25 protein-coding genes, 1 tRNA gene and 1 riboswitch are annotated in these 25,825 nt (G+C 37.1%); of the genes, 22 read left to right on the plus strand and 4 right to left on the minus strand.

Annotated features, from left to right (window positions below; translation table 11 throughout):
- The first annotated feature begins 2 nt into the window (after positions 1-2).
- The 17 genes from BMZ99_RS13320 to fusA all read left to right on the plus strand — a co-directional run bounded on the left by BMZ99_RS13320 (position 3) and on the right by fusA (position 17,392).
- The gene (locus BMZ99_RS13320) at positions 3-1,268 is read left to right on the plus strand and encodes an FtsW/RodA/SpoVE family cell cycle protein (protein ID WP_090938023.1); all 1,266 of its coding nucleotides are present in this window, start codon (positions 3-5) and stop codon (positions 1,266-1,268) included.
- A complete protein-coding gene (locus BMZ99_RS13325) occupies positions 1,258-2,670 on the plus strand; it encodes a peptidoglycan D,D-transpeptidase FtsI family protein (protein WP_090938025.1) in 1,413 nt (470 codons plus the stop codon). Before BMZ99_RS13320 ends, BMZ99_RS13325 begins: the two co-directional genes overlap by 11 nt.
- Before the next feature lie 17 nt (positions 2,671-2,687).
- A complete protein-coding gene (gene pknB / locus BMZ99_RS13330) occupies positions 2,688-4,568 on the plus strand; it encodes a Stk1 family PASTA domain-containing Ser/Thr kinase (protein WP_090938028.1) in 1,881 nt (626 codons plus the stop codon).
- Positions 4,569-4,582: 14 nt separating this feature from the next.
- Positions 4,583-5,458 carry a ribosome small subunit-dependent GTPase A gene (rsgA, locus tag BMZ99_RS13335; protein ID WP_090938031.1) on the plus strand — a complete coding sequence of 292 codons (876 nt, stop codon included), beginning with the start codon at positions 4,583-4,585 and terminating at the stop codon, positions 5,456-5,458.
- 5 nt (positions 5,459-5,463) lie between these two features.
- A complete protein-coding gene (gene rpe, locus BMZ99_RS13340) occupies positions 5,464-6,111 on the plus strand; it encodes a ribulose-phosphate 3-epimerase (protein ID WP_090938033.1) in 648 nt (215 codons plus the stop codon).
- 42 nt (positions 6,112-6,153) lie between these two features.
- A riboswitch (FMN riboswitch) is annotated at positions 6,154-6,285 on the plus strand.
- A gap of 111 nt (positions 6,286-6,396) precedes the next feature.
- The gene (ribD, locus tag BMZ99_RS13345) at positions 6,397-7,527 is read left to right on the plus strand and encodes a bifunctional diaminohydroxyphosphoribosylaminopyrimidine deaminase/5-amino-6-(5-phosphoribosylamino)uracil reductase RibD (protein ID WP_090938036.1); all 1,131 of its coding nucleotides are present in this window, start codon (positions 6,397-6,399) and stop codon (positions 7,525-7,527) included.
- Positions 7,496-8,155, plus strand: coding sequence for a riboflavin synthase (locus BMZ99_RS13350; protein ID WP_090938039.1), 660 nt, complete (start codon positions 7,496-7,498; stop codon positions 8,153-8,155). The genes ribD and BMZ99_RS13350 overlap by 32 nt, the downstream gene beginning before the upstream one ends.
- A 15-nt stretch (positions 8,156-8,170) precedes the next feature.
- A complete protein-coding gene (locus BMZ99_RS13355) occupies positions 8,171-9,379 on the plus strand; it encodes a bifunctional 3,4-dihydroxy-2-butanone-4-phosphate synthase/GTP cyclohydrolase II (RefSeq protein WP_007934638.1) in 1,209 nt (402 codons plus the stop codon).
- A 4-nt stretch (positions 9,380-9,383) separates the two neighbouring features.
- Positions 9,384-9,848, plus strand: coding sequence for a 6,7-dimethyl-8-ribityllumazine synthase (gene ribH, locus BMZ99_RS13360; protein WP_090938041.1), 465 nt, complete (start codon positions 9,384-9,386; stop codon positions 9,846-9,848).
- A 39-nt stretch (positions 9,849-9,887) separates the two neighbouring features.
- Positions 9,888-10,442: a phosphodiesterase gene (gene yfcE, locus BMZ99_RS13365; RefSeq protein WP_090938045.1), complete on the plus strand. Its 555-nt coding sequence runs from the start codon at positions 9,888-9,890 to the stop codon at positions 10,440-10,442.
- A 13-nt stretch (positions 10,443-10,455) separates the two neighbouring features.
- Positions 10,456-11,331 (plus strand): Hsp33 family molecular chaperone HslO, encoded by an 876-nt coding sequence (gene hslO, locus BMZ99_RS13370; protein ID WP_090938048.1) that lies wholly within the window; start codon positions 10,456-10,458, stop codon positions 11,329-11,331.
- A 432-nt stretch (positions 11,332-11,763) separates the two neighbouring features.
- The gene (locus BMZ99_RS13375; RefSeq protein ID WP_245754961.1) at positions 11,764-12,072 is read left to right on the plus strand and encodes a hypothetical protein; all 309 of its coding nucleotides are present in this window, start codon (positions 11,764-11,766) and stop codon (positions 12,070-12,072) included.
- A gap of 242 nt (positions 12,073-12,314) precedes the next feature.
- Positions 12,315-13,388, plus strand: a complete 1,074-nt coding sequence (locus tag BMZ99_RS13380; RefSeq protein WP_090938176.1) for a M42 family metallopeptidase — start codon at positions 12,315-12,317, stop codon at positions 13,386-13,388.
- A 3-nt stretch (positions 13,389-13,391) separates the two neighbouring features.
- On the plus strand, positions 13,392-13,901 hold the full coding sequence (locus BMZ99_RS13385; RefSeq protein WP_090938179.1) for a gamma carbonic anhydrase family protein: 510 nt from the start codon (positions 13,392-13,394) through the stop codon (positions 13,899-13,901).
- Between the two features lie 21 nt (positions 13,902-13,922).
- On the plus strand, positions 13,923-14,339 hold the full coding sequence (gene ndk, locus BMZ99_RS13390) for a nucleoside-diphosphate kinase (RefSeq protein WP_090938054.1): 417 nt from the start codon (positions 13,923-13,925) through the stop codon (positions 14,337-14,339).
- A gap of 135 nt (positions 14,340-14,474) precedes the next feature.
- Positions 14,475-14,981, plus strand: a complete 507-nt coding sequence (locus BMZ99_RS13395) for a cob(I)yrinic acid a,c-diamide adenosyltransferase (RefSeq protein ID WP_090938057.1) — start codon at positions 14,475-14,477, stop codon at positions 14,979-14,981.
- Positions 14,982-15,307: 326 nt separating this feature from the next.
- The gene (gene fusA, locus BMZ99_RS13400; protein WP_090938060.1) at positions 15,308-17,392 is read left to right on the plus strand and encodes an elongation factor G; all 2,085 of its coding nucleotides are present in this window, start codon (positions 15,308-15,310) and stop codon (positions 17,390-17,392) included.
- A gap of 230 nt (positions 17,393-17,622) precedes the next feature.
- Here the strand turns inward: fusA and BMZ99_RS13405 are convergent.
- Positions 17,623-17,698, minus strand: a tRNA-Gln gene (locus BMZ99_RS13405).
- 108 nt (positions 17,699-17,806) lie between these two features.
- Between BMZ99_RS13405 and BMZ99_RS13410 the strand changes: the two genes are divergently transcribed.
- Positions 17,807-18,499 (plus strand): C40 family peptidase, encoded by a 693-nt coding sequence (locus BMZ99_RS13410; protein WP_090938062.1) that lies wholly within the window; start codon positions 17,807-17,809, stop codon positions 18,497-18,499.
- A gap of 145 nt (positions 18,500-18,644) precedes the next feature.
- Here the strand turns inward: BMZ99_RS13410 and BMZ99_RS13415 are convergent, their stop codons facing one another.
- On the minus strand, positions 18,645-20,324 hold the full coding sequence (locus BMZ99_RS13415; protein WP_090938065.1) for a DUF4127 family protein: 1,680 nt from the start codon (positions 20,322-20,324) through the stop codon (positions 18,645-18,647).
- Between the two features lie 189 nt (positions 20,325-20,513).
- Here BMZ99_RS13415 and rsmD point away from each other — a divergent pair, with 189 nt between their 5' ends.
- From rsmD to BMZ99_RS13430, 3 genes are all read left to right on the plus strand, one after another.
- A complete protein-coding gene (rsmD, locus tag BMZ99_RS13420) occupies positions 20,514-21,083 on the plus strand; it encodes a 16S rRNA (guanine(966)-N(2))-methyltransferase RsmD (protein WP_090938068.1) in 570 nt (189 codons plus the stop codon).
- The gene (gene coaD / locus BMZ99_RS13425) at positions 21,083-21,565 is read left to right on the plus strand and encodes a pantetheine-phosphate adenylyltransferase (RefSeq protein WP_090938071.1); all 483 of its coding nucleotides are present in this window, start codon (positions 21,083-21,085) and stop codon (positions 21,563-21,565) included. The genes rsmD and coaD overlap by 1 nt, the downstream gene beginning before the upstream one ends.
- A 219-nt stretch (positions 21,566-21,784) precedes the next feature.
- Positions 21,785-22,237: an ATP synthase subunit B family protein gene (locus BMZ99_RS13430; protein ID WP_090938074.1), complete on the plus strand. Its 453-nt coding sequence runs from the start codon at positions 21,785-21,787 to the stop codon at positions 22,235-22,237.
- A gap of 110 nt (positions 22,238-22,347) precedes the next feature.
- Here BMZ99_RS13430 and ylbJ read toward each other — a convergent pair whose 3' ends face one another.
- Positions 22,348-23,607 carry a sporulation integral membrane protein YlbJ gene (gene ylbJ / locus BMZ99_RS13435; protein WP_090938077.1) on the minus strand — a complete coding sequence of 420 codons (1,260 nt, stop codon included), beginning with the start codon at positions 23,605-23,607 and terminating at the stop codon, positions 22,348-22,350.
- A gap of 131 nt (positions 23,608-23,738) precedes the next feature.
- On the opposite strand from ylbJ, the gene BMZ99_RS13440 reads away from it, so the two are divergent.
- Positions 23,739-24,563 (plus strand): patatin-like phospholipase family protein, encoded by an 825-nt coding sequence (locus BMZ99_RS13440; RefSeq protein ID WP_090938080.1) that lies wholly within the window; start codon positions 23,739-23,741, stop codon positions 24,561-24,563.
- Here the strand turns inward: BMZ99_RS13440 and BMZ99_RS13445 are convergent.
- Positions 24,505-25,752 carry a nucleotidyltransferase gene (locus BMZ99_RS13445; protein ID WP_090938083.1) on the minus strand — a complete coding sequence of 416 codons (1,248 nt, stop codon included), beginning with the start codon at positions 25,750-25,752 and terminating at the stop codon, positions 24,505-24,507. The two genes, BMZ99_RS13440 and BMZ99_RS13445, sit on opposite strands and share 59 nt — an antisense overlap.
- Positions 25,753-25,825 lie beyond the last annotated feature (73 nt).

Genomic DNA, 25,825 nt, shown 5'->3' on the forward strand with positions numbered 1-25,825 from the left:
ACATGATTAACAGACGACAACTGGAGCGTAACTTGCTTATGGTTGCAGGTATAATTATGTTAAATGGTATTTTAGCAGTTAACTTAGCTCACGGTGTTCTAAATTACCAGACCCTAGGGGCAGTCACTTTCATCTTTGCCGGATTTATGGCTGCCAACATAGTATTGTGCAAAGTTGGACATACTGGTGATCCTTTGTTTTTGCCTTTGGCATCTTTATTAGTTGGAATAGGGCTAATTATCATTTTGAGACTTAAACCAGAGCTTTTCATGCTGCAAGTAATGTGGGTAGGTGTGGGTTTAGTCGCCTTTCTAATTTCAGCAATTCTTGCTAAGCGGTTAGAGCAAATAGCTTACTTTAAATATATCTGTGGTTTTATTGGTGTTGGATTACTACTATCAGCGATACTATTTGGAGTAGACATTGGTGGGAATAAAAATTGGATTATCATGGGGCCTGTTCGGTTTCAGCCTTCTGAGTTTGCAAAGATCTTTATTGTATTGTTTTTAGCGGCCTATTTGAGTGAAAGGCGGGAATTACTTACTCTTGCTACGAAGCATTATGGCCCTTTTGTATTGCCTCATCCAAGATTTATTGCACCTCTTATTGCAGTGTGGAGTCTTGGAATGTTAATGTTTGTTTTGCAGCGGGATATGGGTGCCGCTTTATTATATTTTGGTCTTGCCATTATCATGACATATATGGTTAGTGGCAGATCCAGTTATGTGATAATTGGTATGATTGCGTTTCTAGTTGGCTCTGTAATCTGTTACCATTTATATTCTCATATTCAACTGCGCGTTGATATTTGGCTTAATCCTTGGAGTGATCCCTCGGGCGGGGCTTATCAAATTGTTCAATCATTGTTTGCTTTAGGATCGGGAGGAATCATGGGAAGTGGTCTTACTTATGGATTTCCTACGATGATTCCTGAGGTTCATACAGATTTTATTTTCGCAGCGATTGGAGAGGAAATGGGGCTTATTGGTGCGGGAGCTGTCATCTTGCTTTATATTCTTATGATTTACCGTGCTTTTCGAACATCTTTGTTGTCGTTAATGCCTTTTAGTATGATGGTTGCCGCTGGACTAGCAGTTTCCATGGCATTGCAGACTTTTTTGATTATTGCTGGTGTCATTAAATTTTTTCCTTTAACAGGCATCACTTTACCTTTCATTAGCTATGGCGGGAGTTCCATTGTTTCTAATTTTATTTTACTCGGTATGTTATTTTCCATATCGGAAGTGAGAGGCTACGATGCGAAATGACATGAATGATTTGGCTAAGAATATTCGTAAAGTTGCTTTGGGATTATTAAGTTTATTGGTTATTTTACTTTTCTATTTAACGTATATTCAAGTAGTTCAAAGTGATTTTTTAATAGCACATTCCTTAAATCGCCGTACTCTTGAAGCTTTTCGGATGATTCCCCGGGGGATGATACTCGATAAGAGTGGTGAAAAGCTAGCATATAGTAAAAAAGTAGGGGATAGTTTTAAACGGGAATATCCTTATGGATCAATCGCTGCTCAGGTAGTGGGCTATGATAGTATTACTTATGGCCGGAGTGGTATTGAGAGTACTTTCAATAGAGACTTAACAGGAAATAATACCTCCATTGCGCATTTAGGTGCTGTAAGCCATTTGTTAACGAACAGGTCTGGTAATAATGTAGTGTTAACATTAGATGCTGCTGTGCAGGAAACAGCCTATAAAGCGCTTGGTAATCATAAAGGTGCAATTGTAGCGATTAACCCTAGTACAGGTGCTATATTAGCTATGGTTAGCAAACCAAGCTTTGATCCCAATGAAATTGATCAGCAATGGAAACGTATTTCTACTGATAAAAACAGTCCTTTACTAAACCGAGTAACCCAGGGGTTGTATCCTCCAGGGTCTACGCTTAAGGTTATGATTGCAGAAGCAGCACGAAGGGAAAAAGTAATCGATTTAAAGGAAAAAATATATTGTGAAGCCGCTTTAAAGATTCCTCCAGACTATGTTTTACAAGAAAGCCATTTAGAAGCTTATGGGAATATTAATTTAGAAGAAGCATTAGCTGTTTCGTCCAATGTATTTTTTGGCACATTATCTTTAAAATTAGGATATAAAAAAATGGAAAATACCTTTGATCGATTTGGGTTTAAGCGTTCCGTTGGTCAAGAATTGCAAGAGGTTGCATCTCATTTGCCTGATTTTTCTTCTTTAGGAGATGGAGATCTAGCGCAGACAGGTATTGGACAAGGAAGTTTATTAGTTACTCCTTTACGGATGGCTATGTTAGCAAGCAGTTTCGCAAATGAAGGGAAAATTATGAGACCTTATCTTGTTGACAAAATAACAGACTTAGATGGGAGTCTAATAAAAACGTTTGCACCTGCAGAATGGCTTACTCCCACAACTCCTCAATTAGCTGGTGAGATTAATAAGATGATGGTGAGGGTAGTTCGCGATGGTACAGGTACAGCGGCCTCTTTACCAGGAGTATTAGTAGCAGGTAAGACTGGCACAGCAGAGAATGCCCAAGGAGATTCTCATGCTTGGTTTATTGGTTTTGCACCAGCGGATAACCCCCAAATTGCAATTGCGGTAATTGTTGAGAATTCTGGATTTGGGGGAAGCATTGCAGCGCCGATGGCGCGTCAAGTATTTAAGGCGGCATTACAATAAGGAGGTGATAGTTCACCATGATTGATCGAACTCTTGATAAAAGATATACTATTTTGGAACATATTGGCGGCGGCGGTATGGCTGATGTTTATCGTGCTCATGATAAACTATTAGATCGCTCTGTAGCTGTAAAAGTGCTACGCTCGCAATTTGCTAATGATGAAGAATTTGTTACTCGTTTTCGCCGCGAAGCGCAGGCTGCTGCCCGGCTATCTCATCACAATATTGTGAATATGTATGATGTTGGAAAAGATGATGAAATACATTATATTGTTATGGAATATATTTCAGGTGAAACTCTTAAGGAACGTATTTTGCGAGGGCCACTGCCGATTGAAATGGCCGTGAGAATTGCTGCGGATATTGCAGAAGCATTAGAACATGCTCATCAAAATAATTTAGTACATTGTGATATAAAGCCTCATAATATTCTTATGACTCGTGCAGGACGTATTAAAGTTACAGACTTTGGTATTGCAAGAGCTGTAAGTTCTGTGACGATGCATCATACTGCGACGATTATTGGATCAGTGCATTACTTTTCTCCAGAACAAGCGAAAGGAACTGCAGTAGGAGCAAAGTCTGATATTTATTCTTTAGGGGTAGTTCTTTACGAAATGCTGACAGGTACAGTGCCGTTTAATGGTGAAACACCGATTAGTATTGCATTAAAGCACTTACAAGAAGAGCCTCGTCCTATACGAGAATTAAAACCAGAGGTACCTCCATTGTTAGAAGCTATTGTATTAAAGGCAATGGCTAAAGATGTATCTAACCGTTATAATGATATTGGCGAAATGATTACAGACTTAAAGTCCGTACAAAATTATTTCAGAGATGATCATACGCGACGCTTATCAAGGGGAGATTTCCCCACACAGATATTACCACGTTTAGATGAGCCTATTATATCTCAAGCCAATACGGGGACTGCGCTAGAAGCGGATAATAATCATTTGCAGAAAAAAAATCATTCTAGACGAGTAGTATGGGGATTGGTATTATTGCTGCTATTTGGTTTTATGATAGGTGCCTTTTTCGCATTTGGTAAGTTCTGGAGCAACAATGAAGTTACTGTGCCTAATGTTATTGGTAAGCAAGTTGAGGTTGCCCGCAGTCTTTTAGTAGATCAAAACTTGCGAGTGAATGTTTCTGAATCATTTAGTGATAAAATACCAGCTGGACATGTTATTTCGCAGTCTCCAGATGCTGGAAATGTTGTGAAAGAGCAGCGCATGATTAATCTTGTCATTAGCAAGGGTGGCGAAATGACTGTAGTACCTGATCTTAGAGGGCTTAGTCGGCGAGATGCAGAGCTGCAAATTAAAAATGCAGGACTTGTGGTAGGAAGAATTGATGAGCAGTTTAATGCTGATACGCCTGTTGATGTTATTATTAATCAGCAGCCGCGGCCACCTGCACAGGTTAATAAAAATACAGCGATTGATCTTGTTGTAAGTAAAGGGGCTGGTCCGCGCAAATTTGCTTTGCCAGATTTCCGTGGAACGCCAATTAATACTGTAAATACGCAATTTGAAAGTTTAAAATTAAAGGTTGGTAAAGTAACAGAAGAAGTGAGTGACAAATATCCTGCTGGGACGATTATTGGACAAAATCCTAGTCCTGCTGCTGAGATTGCAGAAGGTGCAGCCGTTGATTTAACAGTAGCAAAAGGAAATACTAGTTCTACTAAAAAGGCTGTAGTGCAGATCACTGTACCTGAGGGAGCAATACGGCAGGCTGTACAAATCGTCATAACAGATTCAAATGGACGGCGTGTAGTTTATGAAAATGTACACAAGCCTGGTGATAAGGTTGAAAAAACAGTTGATGGTGTAGGACAAGTTAGAGTACAGGTATATATAAATGGTGTATTGTTGCAAGAGCAAACAATATAACAGGAGGCAAAATAGTGCTGCATGGGGTGATATTGAAAACATATAATAGTTTTTATTATGTGAAGACCAATGCGAAGGTAACAATGTGTACTTTACGAGGACGTTTTAAGAAAGAGCGTTTTTCTCTTCTTGTAGGGGATGAAGTAGAGTATAATGTAACAGAAAATGGCAAGGGAATCATTGAAAAGATTTTACCGCGTCGTAGTATGCTGCAACGACCGATGATTGCGAATATTGATCAAGTGATCATCACATTTGCAGCAGTAAGCCCAGATATTAATACTATATTAATAGATCGATTTCTAGTATTAGCTGAAATGTCAGATCTAGATATTGTCATCTGTATTAATAAGATTGATTTAGCGGATAGTGAGGAATTAAAACCGATTCTCGAACTATATCGTAGCATTGGTTATCGTGTGATTACGATATCTGCTAAGATGGGCGTTGGCATAGAAGAATTACGTAATCAGCTATCTGGTAAGATTAGCGTATTTGCCGGTCCCTCTGGGGCTGGTAAATCTACTATCTTAAATACTGTAGAAGAGGGTCTTACATTGGTAACTGGTCAAGTCAGTGAAAAGATAGGACGTGGTAAACATACGACTCGCTTTGCGGAATTGTTACCTCTTTCTAGTGGCGGATTTGTAGTAGATACTCCAGGTTTTAGCTTTACTGAGTTTGAGAATGTGAAAAAAAATGAGCTGATGTATTATTTTCCTGAAATTGCAGCCGTGGTGCATGAATGTAAATTTAATACTTGCCTACATTTAAAAGAGCCTCAGTGTGCTGTAAAACAGTTAGTGACAGAGGGGCGTATTCAGGAGCAACGCTATCATTCCTATATTGAAATATTGGCAGAAATTCAAGATAAGAAGAAAGGATTTTAAATTGTATGATTAAAATTTCACCATCAATTCTTTCAGCTGATTTCTCGAAGTTAGCTGAAGATATAAAACTAGTAGAGGCAGCAGGTGCTGATATGTTGCACATCGACATAATGGATGGTCATTTTGTGCCGAATCTTACTTTTGGACCACCTGTTGTAGCTGCGATTCGTAAGGTTACTACCTTGTTATTTGATGTACATTTAATGGTTAATAATCCTCAAGATTTCATTGAACCCTTTGCTAAAGCAGGAGCCGATCTTTTAACAATCCATGTTGAAACAGCTCCACACTTACATAGAATCCTGCAATGTGTTCGAGAACTAGGGCTAAAAACAGGAGTATCCCTTAATCCGGCAACACCGCTATCCTCAATCGAAGAAGTACTTGGAGACGTGGATATGGTCTTGTTAATGACTGTAAATCCGGGATTTGGCGGTCAAAAATTTATCCCTAGTATGATTCATAAAATAGCGAAACTAAAAAAAATGATTGATGAACGTAATCTGAAGGTTGATATACAAGTTGATGGAGGCATAAATCCAGTAACGGCTAGAGAAGTTGTAGCAGCAGGTGCCAATATTTTAGTAGCAGGTTCTGCGATATATCAGGCAGATGACATAAAAAAAGCGATTTGTGAAATTAGAGGGACTTGATTATTTTCCTTAATGCTGGTAACATATACAGTAATTGAATAAGTAAGCCTTTGGGGCAAGGTGAAAAAGAGCAATCTTTTAACTCCTTACCGGCGGTGATTAGCCCGCGAGCCGTATGGCTGATCCGGTGGAATTCCGGAGCCGACAGTATAGTCTGGATGGAAAAAGGTGATGATTTAAGTCTTTTATAAGGCTTAATCAATGTTGCATTCTTCTAATGTTCTATGAGGCTGTTAAAAAGTTTTTAAACTTTTTTAACAGCTTAATTTTTTTGGAGGGTCAATTATGGATGAAAAGTATATGGGGCAGGCATTAGCTTTAGCTCAGTATGCCAAAGGTCGTACCAGTCCAAATCCTATGGTTGGGGCGGTGATTGTTCGTGATGGACGAGTAGTTGGCGAAGGATGGCATAGAAAAGCTGGTACGTCCCATGCTGAAATTAATGCATTGCAGCAAGCTGGAGATTTAGCCTATAATGCCAGTATCTATGTTACATTAGAGCCTTGCTCTCATCATGGCAGAACAGGGCCATGCGTGGAAGCTTTAATTGCAGCGGGTATAAAAAAAGTAATTATTGCCATGACAGACCCTAACCCCTTAGTAGCCGGTCAAGGCATTTCTAAGCTGCGTGAGGCTGGGATTGAAGTAGTAGAGGGTGTCTTGGCAAAGGAAGCAGCAAAGCTAAATGAAACGTTTATTAAATGGATTTCTACGAGAAAGCCCTTTGTACTTTTGAAAAGTGCTATGTCTTTAGATGGGAAAATTGCTTCTTATACAGGACATTCAAAATGGATTACAGGGGCCGAATCACGAATTTATGTTCATCAATTACGAGATACTTATGACGCTATCTTAGTTGGGATTGGTACGGTGCTCGCTGATAACCCTACTTTAACTACTCGTCTGACGTACCAGGGGAAAAATCCGATTCGTGTGGTCGTTGACAGTATGGCACGCACACCAATTCATTCTAATGTCGTTACGGATGGATTAGCGCGAACGATAATTGCTGTTACCGATAAAGCACCTCAAGAAAAAATTGATGTCCTCAGAGCTTGTGGTGTGGAAGTAATCGAGTGTGAGAAGACGACGGCTGGTGTGAATTTGTCTCATTTATTTAAGATATTAGGTGAGCTGCAAATTACGAGTATCTTGATTGAGGGTGGATCTGCCATCAATGCTTCCGTTCTAGAAGATAATTTGGTTGATAAAATCAATTGGTTTATTGCTCCTAAAATAATTGGTGGCATAGATGCTCCAGGTCCAGTTGGCGGCAAAGGGATAGCTGATGTAAATGACGCCAAGGGATTTGAAGATATACATATGGAGGCAATTGGGGAAGATATATTAATTAGCGCATATCTGCGTAACCGGGAGGGACGAGATGTTTACCGGACTTGTGGAAGAATTAGGTAAAGTCAAAGCCATTGCACGTGGTGTAAAATCTGTGCGTTTAACGGTAGCTGCAAAGAAGGTCTTACAAGATGTTAAATTAGGCGATAGTATTGCTGTTAATGGAACTTGTCTTACGGTAGTTGAATATGATGCAAATTGCTTTACGGCTGATGTTATGCCAGAAACAGTGGATAGTACAGCTCTGGCAAGTTTACAAATTGGTTCTAAGGTAAATCTTGAGAGAACTCTTAGTATTGGTGATCGCTTTGGCGGTCATATCGTAAGTGGACATATTGATGGTATTGGAATCATTCGAGCTAAAGATAATAATGATAATGCCGTAATTGTTAAAATAGAGGCTGGTTCCGAGGTTATGCGCTATATTGTAAAAAAAGGTTCCATTGCAATTGATGGTATCAGTCTCACTATCGTAGATTATGGACAGGATTGGTTTACTGTATCATTAATACCTCATAGCGCCTCTGCCACTACATTAGGATTTAAGAAAACGGGGGATGTCGTAAATCTAGAAGCAGATGTTATTGGAAAATATGTAGAGAAGCTGTTAAATTTAGACTCAGCTCAACAAAAATTTAAAACTTCTGCTATTAACATGAATTTTCTAGAGAAAAATGGGTTTACACTATAAATTGGAGGACTGAACATGAAATTTAATACGATTGAAGAAGCAATTGAAGACATTAAAAATGGTAAAATCATCGTGGTAGTTGATGATGATGATAGAGAAAATGAGGGCGACTTATTAATGGCTGCGGATAAAGTGACTCCTGAGGCTATTAATTTTATGGCGACTCATGGACGTGGGCTTATTTGTATGCCAGTTATTGGTTCTAAATTGGACGAACTGGGTATTGGCGCGATGGTATGTGACAATACGGATCCAAATTGTACTGCTTTTACAGTATCGGTTGATGCACATACTGTGACAACAGGTATTTCAGCCCATGAAAGAGCAGAAACGATTAGGGCCATGTTAGACCCCAATGCCCTTCCAGAACATTTTAGAAGACCAGGCCATATTTTCCCATTACGGTATGTGGAAGGTGGGGTCTTAAGACGTGCAGGGCATACGGAAGCTGCAGTTGACTTGCCAAAGTTAGCTGGATGTTACCCTGCAGGTGTAATTTGCGAAATTATGAATGATGATGGCAGAATGGCTAGAGTTCCAGACCTGCTGGAATTCGTTGCGAAGCATAATCTGAAGATCATTTCCATTGCAGAATTAATTAAGTATCGGAAGGCTAATGAATCCTTTATCATACGCGGTGCAGAAACAAAAATGCCAACTAAATATGGTGATTTTCAATTAGTTGCTTATGAGAGCAAATTAGATAATCAATGTCATGTTGCTTTAGTGAAAGGTGAAGTGGCTGGTAAAGAAAATGTACTGGTGCGCATACATTCAGAATGCTTAACGGGTGATGTATTAGGATCAATGCGCTGTGATTGCGGCGAACAACTAGATAATGCATTAAAACGTATTAGTCAGGAAGAAGCAGGAGTCCTGGTTTATATGCGCCAAGAAGGTCGTGGAATTGGTCTCGCCAATAAAATTCGTGCTTATGCATTGCAGGATCAGGGCAAGGATACAGTAGAAGCAAATGAAATATTGGGTTTTGCACCTGATCTCAGAGATTATGGGATTGGGGCTCAAATATTAGTCGATTTGGGGTTAACAAGTATCAAGCTGCTTACCAATAATCCTAAAAAAAGAGCTGGTTTAGAAGGTTATGGATTAACGATTACGGAAAGAGTACCTGTGGAAATTAAAGCGAATAAATTCAATCAACGTTACTTATCGGTTAAAAAAGTAAAGTTAGGGCATTTACTTAAACAATATGGGGAGGAATAAGAATATGGTAAGATTTATTGAAGGACAATTAGTAGCTGAAGGATTAAAAATTGGTGTTGTAGTGGCGAGATTCAATGAGTTTATAAACAGTAAGCTGCTGGATGGAGCATTAGATGGTCTTAAAAGACATGGTGTGAAGGAAGATGATATTGAAGTTGCTTGGGTACCTGGTGCATTTGAAATACCCTTAGTAGCACAGAAAATGGCTAACAGCAATAAATATCAAGCTGTGATATGCTTAGGTACTGTTATAAGAGGCAGTACTAGTCATTATGATTATGTATGTGCAGAAGTATCTAAAGGAGTAGCTCACGTAGGTATGGCTACAGGTGTTCCTACTATCTTTGGTGTTCTTACCACAGAAAGCATTGAACAAGCAATTGAAAGAGCAGGTACGAAAGCTGGAAATAAAGGTTTTGAGTCTGCAGTAACCGCTATTGAAATGGCTAATTTATTAAGACAAATATAGTGAAAGTAAAATATTTCCAGGGAAATGGTGAGTGATTACATGAATATTGGTATTATCAGTGATACTCATGGTTGTGCAAAAACATGGGGAACAATTTATGATAAATATTTTACACAATGTGATTTTATTATTCATGCTGGAGATATACTATATCATGGTCCACGAAATGATATTCCGGCAGAATACAATCCTAAGCAATTAGCAAAGGTACTGAATGATTGTCCGATTCCTATCATAGCAGTGTGCGGTAATTGTGATGCTGAGGTGGATAGCATGGTATTAACTATGCCTATACAGTCACCCTACGCTTATATGATGGTAGATGGTTTACGTATTATTGCTACGCATGGACATAATCTTACAGATGATGCTAAGAAAGAAATAGCGATCAAGTTTAAGACGAATTTATTTATTACAGGGCATACTCATATAGCAATGCTGGAAAAAAATAATAATATTGTGTATTTGAATCCTGGGTCGCCAGCGATGTCCAAGAGAACCGATGGCCTTGGTACATTTGCAAGGTTAATAGAGGATACTATTGAGGTTTTAGATGCTACAAGTGGCCACGTTTTAATGTCAGAAAGGTTATAAAGGAGGAGGAATCATGGGGGACCATATTACAAGGGGAACTATAGTAGGTGGAGTAAGGGCTTTTGCTGCAGTGACTACAACATTAGCAGAAGAGGCTAGAAAACGCCATGATTGTTATCCGGTAGCAGCTGCTGCTTTAGGACGGACTATGACAGGAGCTCTATTATTAGCTGCAAATCTTAAAACAGATGAAAGCATTACAATAAAAATAAGTGGAGATGGTCCTCTAGGTGAGGTTGTAACTGATGCGCATGTTAATGGAAGCGTTCGTGGATATGTTAAAAACCCACATACCCACCTACCCTTACGAGAGGGAAAGTTAGATGTTGGCCATGCTATTGGTAAGGGGCAGATATCTGTTACTCGATTTACAGGTTTAAAACAGCCGTTTACAGGTAGTGCAGAATTAGTGAGTGGTGAAATAGCTGAAGATATTACTAATTATTTATATATATCAGAGCAAACTCCGTCAACGATCGCTTTAGGTGTTTTAGTACAGCCCGATATGACTGTTACTGCGGCTGGAGGATTTATGGTGCAAGCATTACCTAATGCTGATGATGAGGTTTTAAGTAAAATTGAAAAAAATATAACTTTATTACCACCCGTTTCTCAATTGATAAACGAGGGATTAGATGCAGCTGGTATCATAAATCGAATTTTTACGGGCTTATCAGCTACTATTTATGAAGAAGTTCCTTTGGAATTTAAATGTACTTGTTCCTTGGAAAAGGTGCAAAAAGTACTAGTTAGCCTTGGTGCAGAAGAGATCAACGATATTTTAGTTGAGGATGGAGAAGCTGAAGTTTGTTGTCCTTTTTGTAGTGCTAAATATCAATTTAATAAAAGTAATCTAGAAGAAATAATCGACATAATTGAAAAACAATAAAAAGACAAGGTTATACAATGAAAAAGGTACTTTATGCTTTGCGTAAAGTACCTTTCATTGTATAAATAGATTTCCTAAATTAATTTTAAAAATATCAGCAAGAGGAAAAATCATCAGATGAACAGCAGAAAAATAACAAAATGATGATAATGATAATAATGGACCAATTACCACCACAGCCGTTGCCATTACCTCCAAACCCGAAGCCCATAATTATTCCTCCTTTTTTCATACATAGTCTTGTGACTTACTACATTGTATGCTTACTAGGCGGAGTAGGTGATACTGGAACGAATAATCTTAGCTAAAAGAAACAACCATTTTAAAATTTTCTTTTTCTAGATATTCTCAAGACGTTAAGTACGTGTGCAGGAGTTTATAACATCTCGCCGAATTTTGTACATAAAAATTAGAAAGAAAAGAGAGTTGCAAATGATAATTAAAAATGCTTTAGAGCAGATTGAGATTTTAGTGCGTAATTTCAAAAAGGAAAATAAGATCGAAAGACTATTATGCTTTTCTGCAGTTATTACCATCCTTAATCGTATCGAAGATATTACAGAAGAAGAGAAAATACCCAATTACGTAATCTATAAAAAAGATTTATTGGAAAGTTGCGAAAAAATTTGCGAATTAGAAGATAACAGTGAAGATGTTGGTCAACTTATTGGAAAGGCATTGGTAGCAATCCGTAATTTGAAGTCCTATCAATGTTTTAATGTAGATAATCACCATATTTAATTGTTGAATCAATATAAGATACAAGTTTGATTCGGTTATCCTAGCAATGGGATAACCTTTTTATGATTTTGAAAAAAGTATAATGGAATTTCATTTAAGTAGTCCTTTTATGAATTAAAGTGAGCAAAAGAGGAATTTTATTATGAAAAATAGAAAACAATACCAGGAGAAAATCAGTTCCTTTTTTGGATGTATGTATGGCAACAGAAGATATTATAGGCGCAATTATAAAGGAGGATATTGTGGATAAGACATTAGTATGGTTAAAGAAAATATCGGAAGTTCCTGGAGTATCGGGATTTGAACATCGTGTAAAGGATTTACTGTTAGAAAAAATCAATAACCATGTAACGGTATCCTATGATAAGTTAGGTAGTATTATATTTGAAAAAGAAGGCCAACAACCTGGCCCTAAAATTATGTTAGCTAGTCACATGGATGAAATTGGATTTATGGTGAAAAATATTAGTAAAGAGGGGTTTATTAAATTTGTTACTCTCGGGGGTTGGTGGGAACAAGTTATGCTAGGGCAAAAAGTGACATTGTTATCTACTAAAGGAGATATTCCAGGTGTTATTGGCAGTAAGCCGCCTCATGTTTTGACTCCAGAAGATCGTAAGAAGGTTGTACAAAAGCGTGAGATGTATATTGACGTTGGGGCTAGTAGTGAAGAGGAGGCAAAAGTGAATTTTGGAATTCGTCCTGGTGATGCCATTGTTCCATATAGTGAATTTACAGTTATGGCGAATGAGAAACTTTTAATGGCTAAAGCATGGGATAATCGAATTGGTTGTGCCATAATGGCGGAGGTTATGGATCAACTTGCTTTAGAAAAACATTCAAATACCGTGTATGGGGTAGGAACTGTCCAAGAGGAAGTTGGTTTACGGGGCGCAACAACTAGCGCAGGTGCTGTCAATCCAGATCTTTCATTCGCAATTGACACCTGTATTGCTGGGGATACGCCGGGGATTTCTGAAGATCAGGCATCGAGTAAGCTAGGTAAAGGCGTTGCAATTTGTATTTATGATGCGAGCATGATTCCACATATAAAATTACGTGATTTTGTTATTGAAATTGCTAATGAAAATCAAATTCCTTATCAATTGCAATTTACAGAAGGGGGCGGGACTGATGCTGGGCGTATTCATGTTCATGCAAAGGGAGTACCCAGCTTGGTGTTGAGTATCCCTACTCGTTACATACATAGTCATCACAGTATTATCCATCGGGATGACTACCAGTCCGCAATCGAATTATTAATGGCAATCTTAAAGAAGTTAGATGCTACTACATATAATAAGTTGGTGAATTAAATGTTGAAAGACAATGTAATACCTTATAAAGGAACCCTTCCTCAAATTGAGGATAATGTATTTTTGGCTGGTGGCGCATATATTATAGGTAATGTTACAATTTCTTCCCATGCCAGCATCTGGTTTAATACTGTAATACGCGGTGATGTTCATCCTATCAGCATCGGTAGCTTTACGAATATACAGGATAACTCCACAATTCATGCAATGCATGACTATGAAACGATTATTGAAGATTATGTTACTGTTGGTCATGGAGTGATCTTACATGCTTGTCATATAGGCAGTAATTGCCTTATTGGTATGGGATCTACGATATTAAGTTATGCAGAAATCGGAGAAAATTGCATTATCGGTGCAGGATGCTTAATTACAGAGCATAAAAAAATTCCTCCTAATTCTTTGGTGATGGGAGCGCCAGGAAGAGTGATCAGAACAGTTACCAAAGAGGAAATTGAAAATATTAGGCAATCTGCACTTAGTTATTATAAAGAATCATTACATTATCGTTAATAATTTGAAGAGGTGATACTCATGGAAAAAACCTTACTTCTATTAAAACCTGATGCTATCGATAAAGGTGTAAGTGGGCAAATTATTGATCGTTTTGAAAAACGTGGTTTTAAAATTGCAGCATTAAAGATGGTGCAATTAACTAGGAATCAAGCTGAATTGCATTATTGTGAACATACTGATAAACCCTTTTTTGAAGAATTAGTCGATTTTATTACCTCTAGTCCTCTTATTGCTATGGTAATAGCAGGAGAAAATGCAATTAAAGCTTCAAGAATTATGATGGGGTCGACTAATCCCATTGATGCAGCAGCAGGTACGATTCGAGGAGATTTCGCGTTAAATATTAGAAAAAATATTATTCATGGCTCGGATAGTTTGATAAGTGCAGAAAGAGAAATTAAGAATTTTTTTACTGAAAAAGAGCTTTATTTATAAGGGGCTATAGCCATACAGGCAAAGGATGAACACAACTAGAAGCGTAAGGGAAGTAAAACGGTGAGTATTAGTTATCATTCTTTGATTTTTTAGTGAAGTCGCAGACTGCGATAAGATTTAAGGGGGAGATATTTCATGAAAGTATATACAAAAACTGGCGATAAAGGAACCACAGGTTTATTGACTGGAGAACGCATTGACAAAGATAGTTTGAGAGTAGAGGCTTATGGTATAGTTGATGAAATTAATTCTGCTTTGGGTTTAGCAAGGGTGTGGTGCTGTAAAAATGAGAATAAAGATATTATTTATAGCGTACAGAAAATGCTAATGATGGTCATGGCAGATCTTGCTAGTGTTAATAAGGAATCATATTATATTACGGAAGCGCATGTAAAACAATTGGAGCAATACATTGATGCACTTGATGCTAAATTAGCTCCATTAAAAGAATTTATTATTCCAGGAGGAAATGCCGGGGCAGCTGCTTTGGATCTAGCTCGCACTACTGCTAGAAGAGGGGAGCGGCAGACCATTAAATTATCAAAGCAAGAAGACGTAAACGAACAAGTTTTAATTGCTTTAAATCGGTTATCTGATTTATGCTTTATGTTATCTAGAGCAGAACTTGAACAAAATCAATAATAAATATCAGATACACCAATGCCCCCATCGCAGCATACAATATAAGTATATAATGTGTGTATCATGTTAAGTAATGAGGGAGGCGAGCGCGGTGAAACCTTTAAAAATCTATGTTATGTCAGTTCCTAAGCCACTGCGTAAAATTATGCAGCTGTTTTGCAAAAGTTCGTAAGCTGATTAAAGAATAACCGCCTATAATAGGCGGTTATTAATTTTTATAATGAATAAACTGAAAAGAAGGAATGTTCAGTATTCATGAAGAAGTTTTAAAAAAGTTATATTAATTAGTATGGGTAGAAGGCTAAATTAATATAGGGGGAATTAATTTGAAAGAGTACAGAAGTGATAAGCTAAGAAGCGTGGGAATTGTGGCTCATGGCGGGGCAGGAAAAACAAGTGTTGCTGAAGCTTTATTATTTAATGCAGGAGCCACAACTCGCATCGGACGTGTGGATGATGGGACAACGACTACAGATTTTGAGCCAGAGGAAATCAAACGAAAAGTAACGATTAGTGCGGCGTTAGCGCCGTGTGAGTGGCTTGATCATAAAATTAATTTTATTGATACTCCTGGATATGCTGATTTTGTTGGAGAAGTGAAAAGTACATTAAGAGCTGTTGATAGTACTTTAGTTGTGGTATGCGCTGCATCTGGCGTTGAAGTAGAAACAGAAAAAGCATGGCAATCTATTAGTGAATTAAATTTACCTCGTATAGTTTTTATTAACAAAATGGATCGTGAGAATGCGGATTTTTATAATGTAATTCAAGAGATGAAAGATAAATTTGGCTCCATTATTTTGCCAATTCAATTACCCATTGGCGCAGAAGAAAACTTTAAAGGGATTATCGATTTAGTAAAAATGAAGGCAATTTTACCTTCTCCTAGTCAACGCTCTCAGGGAACGGAAGAAGAGATTCCAGAGGATTTAAGAGAAACGGCTTTGGAACTTCGTCAGAAATTGATTGAAGTTGCCGCTGAGGCTGATGATGATCTTTTAGCTAAATACCTGGATGGAGAAGAATTATCGGATAATGAAATAAAAATAGGGTTACAAAAAGGTGTCTTTCAAGGAAATATAATTCCTGTTATGTGCGGGGCAGCCTACCCAAATATCGGCATCCAACAAATTATGAATGCAGTATTGGATTATACTCCATCCTCTGAAGCTAGTAGTTTCTTAGGGATACATCCTGTTTCAAAGGAAATTGTGGAGAGAAAAACTTCTGATGGTTTTTCAGCATTAGTATTTAAAACCACTGCTGATCCGTTCGTTGGACGTCTTAGCTATATACGTATATTTTCAGGATCTATGAAAGCTGACAGTATGATATACAATGCATCTAAGGAAAAAACTGAGAGGATCGGAAATCTTTTTACATTGCGTGGCAAACATCAAGAACCTTTAAGTACTATATATGCTGGTGATATTGCTGTTGTTGCAAAACTACAGGAGACAGGAACAGGTGACACCCTATGTGAGAAAGATAAACCTATGATTTTTGAACCAATAATGTACCCGAAACCGATGTTTACGATGAGTATTGAAGCGAAAAATAAAGGTGATGAAGACAAAATCGGAAATGCTTTAAATCGCCTTATGGATGAAGATAAAACAATTAAAGTTGTAAAAAATGTAGAAACGAAACAACTATTGATTAGTGGTATTGGGGAATTACATACGGATATTATGGCAGAACGTATGAAACGAAAATTTGGTGTAGATATAATTCTATCAAACCCTAAGGTCCCGTATCGGGAAACTATTCGTGGTTCTGTCAAAGTAGAAGGAAAGCATAAAAAGCAAAGTGGTGGTCATGGGCAATATGGGCATGTATGGCTACAATTAGATCCATTACCGATGGGGACTAATTTCGAATTTGTTGATTCTATTTTTGGTGGAGCTGTACCGCGTCAATATATCCCTGCTGTTGAAAAAGGGGTGCGAGAGGCGCTTTTTGGTGGTATTTTAGGTGGCTATCCAATGGTAGATGTAAAAGTTACTCTATATGATGGTTCGTATCATAATGTTGATTCTTCAGAAATGGCATTTAAAATTGCTAGTACAATGGCTTTACGTAAAGGTGCTTTACAAGCAAAGCCAGCATTATTAGAGCCAATTTGCAATGTTAATATAAATGTACCAGATTCTTTTATGGGAGATGTAATTGCTGATTTAAATGGCAAACGTGGACGAATTCAAGGAATGGAACCTATTACTAAAGGTGCTGGTATTATTAAAGCACAAGTTCCTATGTCTGAAATGTTTCGTTACGCGATTGATTTACGTTCTATCACCCAAGGGCGAGGTGATTTTGATTTAAACTTTTCCCATTACGAAGAAGTGCCTCAACGTATTGCAGAAATGATAATTGCCGCTAGCAAAAAGGAAAAAAATGAAGAAAATTAACTCCAATTGAAAAGCAGGCTAAAAGTCTGCTTTTTATTTTATGCCAAATAATAAAAAGCATTAATTGAAGGAATTATTAGATTATTTAGTTAATATTATAATATATATGTGTAAGGAGCACTTGTCTTTTGTGTGAATTTAGAATAAACTATAAGAATAATTATTGGGATATGTAAAATAGCATCCAGTAAAAGACTGAATGCTATTGGGTTTATATTTTAAGTTATAAATGGCAGGGGCAGCTGGACTCGAACCAACGGATGCGGGAGTCAAAGTCCCGTGCCTTACCAACTTGGCTATGCCCCTGTAAATGGATACCTTAAGAAGTATATTATATAATATTATATTCTTTACCCACGAATATTAATTATACGTATCTAATATAGATATGTCAATATAATTTAAGGAGAATCTATGATAAAAATATCGAAAAATATAATAAGGTTAGTTGTATGCTGCGCAATGTTTTTTATTATATATGGATCAGCTGAAGCGCAGAGTTTGAAATTGCAACTAGGCATGTCTGGGGAAGCTGTATATTTATTACAATGTAAGCTGCAGGAACTGGGATTTTACTCAGGAGAACTTGATGAAGTATTTGGTTCAGGTACGCTAAATGCCGTTATTCAGTTTCAAGAAGCCTGCGGACTTGAAACTGACGGTATTGCAGGCAGTCAAACACTTGCTGCGCTGTATCAGTATAAAACAGGCAACATAAGCAGCCGAGGTCAGACAAGAAGGCCAGAAAGAAATATTGGTTCTTTTGCACAAAAGTTTATTAATATTCCTTATCAATGGGGCGGTTCTTCTCCTAGTGGGTTTGATTGTTCGGGATTTATATACTATATTTTTAACCAATATGGTATCTTTATGCCTCGTATGGCCGATGAACAATTTAGAGTTGGATTGGCAATTCGTGTATCTGAGCTACAAGCTGGAGATTTAGTTTTTTTTAGCACTTACGAGCCAGGTCCATCCCATGTGGGAATATATATTGGCAATGATCAGTTCATTCATGCTAGCTCTGCTGCAGAGCGGGTAACAATAACAGCTTTATCAAAGCCCTATTATCAAGCAAGATACCTTGGTGCGCGAAGAATGTTATAATGGCGGATGAACCCGATATAAAAAACAACCAGTAGCCTGGTTATTTTTTATATTATCACTAACTAAGGTGCTCTGAGGTCACCTTCTACAAATGGGAGTTAAAAGAGTAGCTAAGTAAGTCAAAAAGTTGAAAGTTCATCGCTGCTTAACTCTTCTTTATAGCAGTGAGAGCTAATGTTGGTTTTATCCATATTTCAAATGTACGCTGCCAAGGTAAATAGGTTTGTGTTTCTAAATCCGTTATAATAATTTGTTCTAATCCTTGATCTGTACGAATTGTTATAGGATAATTCACCAATCCTTCACGCAATAAATGATTTGCTTTACTAACCATCATCTTTTGTACTTGAATATTTGTTTGATAATAAACCGTTTGTAAATGATAAGGGTCTATTTTTCGTCTTTGTAATTGTTTGTTTATATACGGATTAATTTCTTTTTGGTAATATAAATCATCTAAGAACCTTGCTGTTAAAAACTCTAAATTTTCTTTGTATATAGCCATTATTTCTGCTAAGTTACCGTCTTTTTTTAATGCTTTCGTAAAGATACTAGCTTGAGTGACAGCAGTTCCAATTGAGTTACTGGTAGTATTCCATCCTGCGTAAGCAATAAGTTTAGGAATAGCAACTTTTTGTGCTAACAACACAGGTAATAGTGTTTCAGAAACTTGAAAATGCTCTGTTAAGTCGACTAAGGCTACTCGATACCCCTGATCTAATAGAGTTCTTACTTGTTCAGCCGAAGATGAAAATGTTGATTGATTATTCGAGGTACCAACATGTATATAAAGAATAAAATCAGCATCATCTATCTTTTTTGCCTCTACGGCACCAGCAATCCTCATTTTTTCTTGCACTGTTTTGGCTACAGTGTGAGGCATAAAGGGCATAATAATCTGTGCAGCATCGTGATCGGAATACATCACAAAAACTTTGGGACGATCGTTGGAATTTTCCATTACAATGTGTCCTAAAAGGCTTATGGCTACTTCATCGGTACCACGAGTAATGAATACTTTATTTGCGAGTGAAGGTTTCTGTGATAGTTGATGCTGTAATTGTTGTTTATTCATGTTGGGAATGCCAAAAGGTTGACCATCATCTTGTCCAATCACTAAGCCGGCAAGCGTTCCTTGTTCGACCATATTCAATAGTGCTAGATTTAGTGTAGTATTTTTTTCATATAGAGCGGTATAATGTTGTATAACATTAGCTGGAAGTTGCTTTTCTAGCGAATGTGTTGTCTTAATATCTTCAGCATTCTCAAAAGTATAAACTTGGTCTTTGATTACGGAGTATTTTAACATATTTCTTTGATAAGTAATATTTTCTTGATTATCCGCAATTAATAATCGAGGTATAATATTAAATGCATACATTTTCAAATAGGGGTTTTCTTGGTGTATAACAGTTAGCAGATCAAGGACTTCATTTGTGTCTTCATTGCTTCCCATAGATAGGCGCGATGCTAGTAGACTCCCGTGGATTAGCATATCAGTTGAAATAATAGCTGCATCTGCCTGTGAGCTTACTTGCCTTAGCCAGATGCGCAGTTCTTTTTTATTAGCGGGAGTTTGATAGTTATCCAATAATTCTTGTTGAGGAAGTAATACGCGAATTCCTGTGATTTGACCTAATTGTTCAACGAATTGTGTACAGGGTGGTCGGCTATCTAAAGGAAGTAACACTACAGTTAGCCAATAATTCACGTTGAGCTTCCATGTCATAATAGGATCTGATCTCCAAGGGGAAATATGTAAGAGGCTTGTCGTTGCAATAAAGAAAGAAATGATAAGAACAAAATATTTAAAGTTCTTGGACATAATAAGGCACCTCATTATGAAAATATACAACATAATCATACCATATGTTTTGTAAATCGTAAAAGATGATAAGCAATATGTGACCTACCAAAAAGACAAAATTAAAAGTATTATAGTTGTATAGTAAAAAATATGTAGTATACTATAAAAATATGCTACAATAAAAGATGTGATTATGGGTGATTTAAGATGAGAATAATTACAGGAAGTGCCAAGGGTACAAAACTAAGCGCACCACGCGGTCATGGAACGAGACCTACAACTGATCGAGTTAAAGAAGCGGTCTTTAATATTCTGGGAGATATTGTTGTTGATGCTCAGGTGCTGGATATTTTTGCAGGTACAGGGAATTTGGGGTTGGAAGCATTGAGCCGTGGTGCGTCAACTGCCGTTTTTATTGACAGCAGCATTGATAGCATTACAAGCATAAAAGAAAATGCTCAGCGTACTAAATTAATTGGACAAGTTGAGATTCTTAAAAATGACGTAATAAGGGCTCTAGATCGATTTGCAGGGACTGGTCGTTCATTTGACTTAATATTTTGCGATCCTCCTTATAATAAAGGATTTGTTCAAAAAGTATTAGAAAAAATTGAAACAAATGTAATAGTAAATCCAAAGGGGATACTTGTTATCGAACATTCTAAGCATGAAGAAATAAAAAATCAATGGGATCATTTGCAGCTAAGACGTGTTGAAAAATATGGAGAAACATTAATCAGTTTTTTATTATATAATACCAATCAGGAGGTTAGATAGTGCGCATTGCAGTTTGTCCAGGAAGTTTTGATCCAGTAACTAACGGTCATATTGATATTTTTGAAAGGGCGAGTAAGTTATTTGATGTATTGATTATAGCCGTATTTCATAATCCCAACAAAAAACCTCTTTTTGATATGGCGGAGAGGGTAGAATTATTAACATTAACAACTAAGCATATCCCTAATATTCGCATTGATTCTTTTTCAGGTTTACTGAATGAATATGCTCATCAACAAAATGCTAATATTATTGTTAGAGGTTTGCGGGCATTAAGCGATTTTGAATATGAATTCCAGCGGGCGTTATTAATAAAAAAAATTGATTCGACGTTAGAAACAGTATTTATTATGACTAGTAGTGAATATTCATTCATAAGTTCAAGCGGGATAAAGGAATTGGCGAGCTTTGGTGGCTGTATAACAGGATTGGTGCCTAAGGGCGTAGAAGATAGAATTGGTAGTCGGATTAAAAAAGTCTAACTTATGCGTGATAAACCATTCCAAGACTTCGACCCTCTTGCATGTGGGAGTTATGAGTGGTTAAGTCCTAAGGATATAAGTGTGACTAAGACTCAGGTGGAGTTTAATCTCCATTTGGATCAAGTTCATAGCATCAGCGTTGTGATATATACGGAGTTTACACCAAAACATTTTTAATGAAGAATGTATTGCAAGTAATACCGAATGGGGAGAGGTTTTATGACTATTGAAGGAATATTAGATGAATTAGAAGGACTGTTAATCGATGCTGCACGTGTGCCTTTTACAAATAAAAGAGTTTTAGAAGAAGATGATGTTGCAAGGTTGCTTGATGAATTACGAGAGGCATTGCCAAAGGCAATTTCTGATGCTAGTAAGATCATGGAAGAACGGCAACGTATTCTGGAAGATGCGCAAAAAGAAGCTCAAAATATTGTTGAAAAAGCTAAAAGCTATACGATTAAATTAACTGATGAAAATATGATTACCAAACAAGCACAAGAACAGAGTGCTGAGATTCTTACTCAAGCGCATAAGCAAGCATCCGATTTACATGATGATGCAGTAGCATATGCGGATCAAGTTTTTAAACATCTTTCAGGGAATTTAGAAAAAGCATTGGAAGTTGTTAAGCAGGGGCACAGTGAACTTCACCAACAACAAAAGAAATAAGATAAGATTCACCTGCAAGGCAGCCGTAAAAGTAAGGAAGAGTATGCTTTCCCTTATTTTTACGGCTGCTTTGTTTTGCAAATCTTATAAGTGTCATAGATTATAATGATTTAATAACTTTTTCTTCTTATATATCCATATAATTCTCTACTAATGTGTATCGCAATAGATAAGGCAATCATAATACTTAACAATACTAAGATCTGATAACTTACTTGTTCAATTCTTGTAAGAAATGAACTAACAGGAGTTGAATTAGGGGTTAGTAGAACTGGCAAAATAAATAGTTGTGTGGCATTGAGAAAGGAAGATTTCATTAAGAATATTGTAATGATCGCTGCCAAAATCGCGTGCAAAAGCCTTCCAACCATATAAGGTAACATTCGTATTCCTGACTCAATAACGATGCTGGCTACTTGCCCGTGTACTGAAAGGCCGCTCCATGCAATGATTATACTTGCGACTACTGTTTTCTCAAGTAATGATCCATCGGCTTGACTTGCTGCTAATGCACCTAAATCGATTTCAAACAAACCGCTCACTAAAGCAGGAGCAAGATTTGTGGTGAAGCCGATCAATCCTAATAATCCCGCAAAAACAGTTGTTAATAGATCAGTAATGCCAACAATAGATAGAATGCGCAAAAAGACAGAGAAAAGGATAATAAAGCCACCAATTAATAAAATTGTGTTCATAGAATTCTTTACAGAGTCACCTAATAATTGTCCAATAGAGCGTTTATCCTCCTGTTTAGCGGCATATAAAGCTCGAAAAGCTCTTAATAAGATATTTCCCTTTACTATTTTTGTTTCGTTAGCATAATGATCTCGTTCGCGGCCATGAAAGCGAAAAATAATTCCAACAAGGAAGCTAGAAAGATAATGCGCCAGTGCAATAACTGCACCTAATTCTGGCATCCCGAACATACCAACAGCAACGGCGCCAAACATAAATAGGGGGTCGGCTGTATTGGTAAAAGATAATAGACGTTCCGCCTCAACAGCAGTACAGAGTCGATTTTTTCGAAAATTGCCTGTTATTACAGCATCCATAGGGTAGCCAGAGGCCAACCCCATGGATAAGGCAAAGGCTCCTACTCCTGGTACATTAAAAACAGGTCTCATTAATGGCTCTAGTAAAATACCGATAAAATGAACTACACCTAATCCCATTAGAAGTTCAGATAAAATAAAAAAAGGTAACAAGGAAGGAAAGACAACACTCCACCATAAATTTAGTCCCATAATCGCTGAATCAAATGCTTCTTTTGGGTAATTTACCATAGAAATAGTAATAAAAACGACACCAAACGCCATAAAATATGCTAGTAGACGTGAGTGATAACGTTTGCCTCTGCTGAAAATTCTCATATAATTATCTCCTCTCCTATCAGGCGGTCTTTAATATATATTGAAATATGAGAGATAATATAACTATATGAGATAGGAATTGAAAAAATAGCTGGAGTGTACCTCTTGCTGTTTCCTAAGGAGTGTTTTCGATGCGGCCTAAAATTGGTGTGGTTCTTGGATCTGGCGGATTAAGAGGGTTAGCGCATATTGGTGTGTTGAAGATTCTAGAAAGAGAAAAAATTCCTATTGATTACATTGCAGGTTGTAGTATTGGTAGCTTAATTGGAGCTCTATATTGTTCAGGACATACGCCAGAAATCATTTTACAATTAGCGAAACACTTAAAACCTCGTCATTGGATGGATTTTATGATTTCAAAAATGGGAATTGTTTCTGGTGACAAAGTATTGGAAATTATACATTTACTAACAAAAGGGAAAAATTTTTCGGATTTGAGGATTCCGCTAGCTATCGTGGCTACGGATATAAAACAAGGCAAGGAAATTATCTTTACGGAAGGTAATGTAGCTGTTGCTGTAAGAGCAAGTACTTCGGTGCCAGGTTTTTTTGTGCCCTTTATCTTAGGTGATATGCTACTCGTTGATGGTGCAGTGCTTAACCCCACTCCTATTGACATAGTCCGAAAAATGGGGGCTGATATTGTAATTGCCGTTGATTTAGCACATGCAGGAACAATATGCAACATTACGAATATTTTGGATGTTATTATACAATCAATCGACATTATGGAACGGGAATTATTCAAATATCGACAACATAATTGGGACATATTAATCCGGCCAGACGTTGCTCATATTCAACCAAGTTCATTTGAATATATGGATGAAAGCGTACTATTAGGCGAACAAGCTGCAGAGAAGATGATCTTAGATATCAAACATTTATTAAATCATTCTATGTTGGAATATAAAGAGCTGGATAACGAAAATCCCATGCACCCATATTCAAATTAGAAGAAGGGATTCCTAAGCTATAAATATCACTTGCTAAAGTATCAACAGAAAGCATTTGCTGCAGTGGAGTGAGAATATTGTTATCACGTTGTTTGCTACTTAAATAATGAGTGGTTTTCGTTATCACGGGAATTGTGTTGTGTTGATTCATCTTTTTTATAAGTAAACGTCCATTTTGATTAAAGGCTAAAATTCGAGCATATAAGGGACCTTCCTTATCAAAGTTTGCCAATTGCTCCTGAGTAGTTCCCAATAAAGCGTGAATTAGTATGCGCTGTAAACGTGTATAAGTGTAACGCTTACTTTTTAACAGTGATAACAAATGGTCTATATTTGTTGCTAACAGAGAAGAATCATGGATTTTATAATGCAGACCTTCTGACACACCTGGTATTTTTTCCAATTGCTTGGAGTTGTTTAGTCTTAGCTGAGCTAAAATAATAGAAGAAAAATTATGTAAAGTTACTGGTCCATATTTTTGCAACAGAAGGTCATAAAGAACTTCTGACGTTGTTTCAGGGACAGCTAATTTTATTTTATCAGTAACGGTAAGATATTCTATAATCGCTTGTCTTATTGCAGTGGCACTCGCAAAGGATGAGGTAATCGTAGTATCATTATATTTTGAAATTTGTCTAGTAACAGCAATTGGCTGCAATGCCGGTGAAAATTCTTTTATAGCCCGTAAATATTCTATTGCTAAAATATTATTAGAAGAAGATGTAATATTTTCAGCAACGTTATAATGCTTTCTTAAGGCTTGTCCTAATGCTGAGGCATATGTATTACCTAAATGCAAATTTATATGCATCTGGTTCATTATATTTACATCACTTGTAGCTGTTGCAATTTTTTTCAATAGTTCCAAGTCGGCGTGTTCTGCTCCAAAGCAAACATGACTGACAATACCTAAAGAATGTAAAAGACGAATGCTTCCAGCAGCAAAATACTGAGCGCTGCGCACTGCAAATACAGTAGGAAGTTCAATAATAAGATCTACACCACCCCGAATTGCCATTTCGGCTCGTTTCCATTTATCAAATATTGCTGGTTCGCCTCTTTGTACAAAATTTCCACTCATAACACCTATGACAAAGGGACAACCAGATCTTTTTTTTGCAGCATCTATTTGCCATTTATGACCGTTATGAAAAGGATTGTATTCAACAATAACACCAACTGCTTGCATAATAATATGGTCACTCCAGTTTCAAAAGATTATTATAACTGTGTATTAAGTTATAATATCCATTATACTGATA

The sequence above is a fragment of the Pelosinus propionicus DSM 13327 genome, from assembly GCF_900114615.1.
Classification (GTDB): domain Bacteria; phylum Bacillota; class Negativicutes; order DSM-13327; family DSM-13327; genus Pelosinus; species Pelosinus propionicus.